Here is a 2,689-nt window from a genome sequence, read left to right on the forward strand (position 1 = left end):
ATGTGTATAAGAGACAGGGCCAGCGCCAGGGCGGCGGCCGCGGCGCGTACCCGGGGGCGCGGGGAACTGTCCGGACGGGGGGACCTACTTGGGCGGAGGGGGAGGGGTCTGCGGGGACGGAAGGCACTGCTGTGCGGCATGGTGCGGCTCTCCTTCGGTCGGTACCTGTGGGGTGGTGCGGCCGGCCCCCGGTCGTGGGTGGGGAGGACGCGCGGGGCCGGTTGCCCGCCTGAAGGGACCGGGGCAGCACGGGGCCGCCGGTACCCGGGCGGGCCTCCGGGGGCGGAGCGCGGCGGTGCTCCCGGGGAGACGGCGCCATGAAAGCACAGTCACTGAGCGGTTAGTAAGTAGGCTGCGCGCTTTTCTCACGGCGTGAAGTCCGGTGGCGCGCACCGGAGGCGGGGGCCCTCCGCCCCCGTCGGCCGCGCGCCGCCTTGCCAACCGGAACAACGTTCCGTATCTTTAGCGGAGCAACGTTCCGTTTGCTCCCTGCCGGAGCAGACGGCCCCGGAACACCACGGAGGGACACAGCCATGCAGTACCGCACCTTGGGCCGCACCGGTGTGCAGGTCAGTACGCTCGCGCTCGGCGCGATGAACTTCGGCGCGATCGGGCGCACCACCCAGGACGAGGCCACCGCGCTCGTCGACGCCGCCCTCGAAGGCGGGATCAACCTCATCGACACCGCCGACATGTACGGCCGGGGCGAGTCGGAGGAGATGGTCGGCAAGGCGCTGGCAGGCCGCCGCGACGACGTCGTGCTCGCCACGAAGGCCACCATGCCGATGAGCGACGAGCGCAACCACCGGGGCAGCTCGCGCCGCTGGCTGGTCACCGAGCTGGACAACAGCCTGCGCCGCCTCGGCGTCGACCACGTCGATCTCTACCAGATGCACCGGTGGGACCCGAGCACCAGCGACGAGGAGACGCTGTCCGCCCTGACCGACCTGCAACGCGCGGGCAAGATCCGCTACTTCGGCTCCTCCACCTTCCCGGCGTACCGCGTGGTGCAGGCGCAGTGGGCCGCCCGCGCCAACCATCTGAGCCGCTACGTCACCGAGCAGCCCAGTTACTCCATCCTGCAGCGCGGGATCGAGGCCGACGTCCTGCCCGTCGCCGAGGAGTACGGCCTCGGCGTCCTGGCGTGGAGCCCGTTGGCCTCGGGCTGGTTGTCGGGGGCGGTCCGCGAGGGCCGGGAGATCACCACCAACCGCTCGACGATGCTGCCGGAGCGCTTCGACCTCTCCCTCCCCTCCAACCGGGCGAGGCTCGACGCCGTCGAGCAGCTGGCGCAGGTGGCCGACGAGGCCGGCCTGACCATGATCCAGCTCGCGCTCGGATTCGTGACCGCGCACCCCGCCGTGACCAGTGCGCTCATCGGTCCCCGGACCCAGGAGCACCTGAGCACCCAGCTGGCCGCCGCCGACACCGTCCTCTCCGCGGACCTGCTGGACGCGATCGACGCGATCGTCGCCCCCGGTACCGACCTGGCCGCGCACGAGAAGTTCGACGCCCCGCCCGCGCTGCTGGACCCGTCACTGCGGCGCCGCTGAACAACCGGGGGGCGGCACGGGGCGTGTTCCCGAAGTCCCGTCCGCCCTCCGGGCGGACGGCGCCACTCTCGGGGACACGCCCTAAGGGCTGTCCCGCACTTCCCGGTGGATCGGCGCGCGGCGTCAGATGCGGTGCATCGCAAGGCGGAGAGGCATCCGCATACTGGACATACGGGGATGTTCCGACAACGCGGCGAGGTGCCGTAGCTGTCGTCGTGCGCCCACCGGGAATCGCGGGGCAGCCCTTAAGCTGTGCCGGTGAGCAACCAGCCAGCGGGCGGACCGGGGCGGCGCCCGGCCGGGCCCCGCGTTCCGCGCAGCCCGAAAGCACGGCAGCGGCAGCAGGACATCCTGCACATCGCCATGGACACCTTCGCGGCCCGCGGCTACCACAACGCCTCGCTGGCCGAGATAGCCGACCGGGCCGGGCTGACCCAGGCCGGCGTCCTGCACTACTTCCGCTCCAAGGCACTCCTGCTCACCAGCGTCCTCGAACTCCGCGACCGGACGGACATCGAACAACTCGGCCCGGACCGGCCCCAGGGCCTCCAGTTCCTGAGCCACCTGGTGGACACCGCGCTCCGCAACGCCGAACGCGAGGGCATCGTCCGGCTCTACGCCGTGCTGTCCGCCGAATCAGTCACCGACGACCACCCGGCGCAGACCTACTTCAGGGACCGCTACAGCGGGCTGCGCGCTTTCGTCGCCGACGCGCTGCGCGAGGCGTGCGGCCTTGCGGAGGACGACTCCGGACGCGTCGAGAACGCGGCCAACGCCGTCATCGCGGTGATGGACGGCCTCCAGGTGCAGTGGCTGCTCGCCCCCGACGCCGTGGACATGGCGGCCTCCACGGAGCTCGTGGTCACCTCCGTGCTGAGCGCCCTCACGCCGGGCGCGGCCGGCTCCCGGCCGGCCCCCGGCGCCTGACCTGCCGTCCCCCACGGGGACGGCCCGGGGCAGGGCCCCGCCACCGCGCACGGACACCCGACGGCGGGTACGACCGGGAGCGACCGTGCCCGAGGCGTCCGGAGCCGGCCATGCTTAGCTGGAGGCATGATCGATGACTTCCTCGCCGCGGGAACAGGGAACCTCGAACGGGTCCAGGCAGCGGTCCGGGCGGCAGCCGCAGCCGGGAT

General features: G+C 72.3%; 2 protein-coding genes. Both read left to right on the forward strand.

Annotated elements, in window-relative coordinates:
• Positions 1-533: 533 nt before the first annotated feature.
• Entirely contained in the window at positions 534-1,553 is a 1,020-nt protein-coding gene (locus IH13_RS0125740; protein ID WP_031088297.1) for an aldo/keto reductase, read from the forward strand.
• 258 nt (positions 1,554-1,811) lie between these two features.
• Positions 1,812-2,480, forward strand: coding sequence for a TetR/AcrR family transcriptional regulator (locus IH13_RS0125745; RefSeq protein ID WP_267883881.1), 669 nt, complete (start codon positions 1,812-1,814; stop codon positions 2,478-2,480).
• Positions 2,481-2,689 lie beyond the last annotated feature (209 nt).

The sequence above is a fragment of the Streptomyces sp. NRRL WC-3549 genome (assembly GCF_000721935.1).
Taxonomy (GTDB): Bacteria; Actinomycetota; Actinomycetes; order Streptomycetales; family Streptomycetaceae; genus Streptomyces.

Excerpts from the sequence above, each read along its gene's own strand:
- IH13_RS0125740 (WP_031088297.1), top strand. The coding sequence starts at position 534 with ATGCAGTACCGCACCTTGGGCCGCACCGGTGTGCAGGTCAGTACGCTC.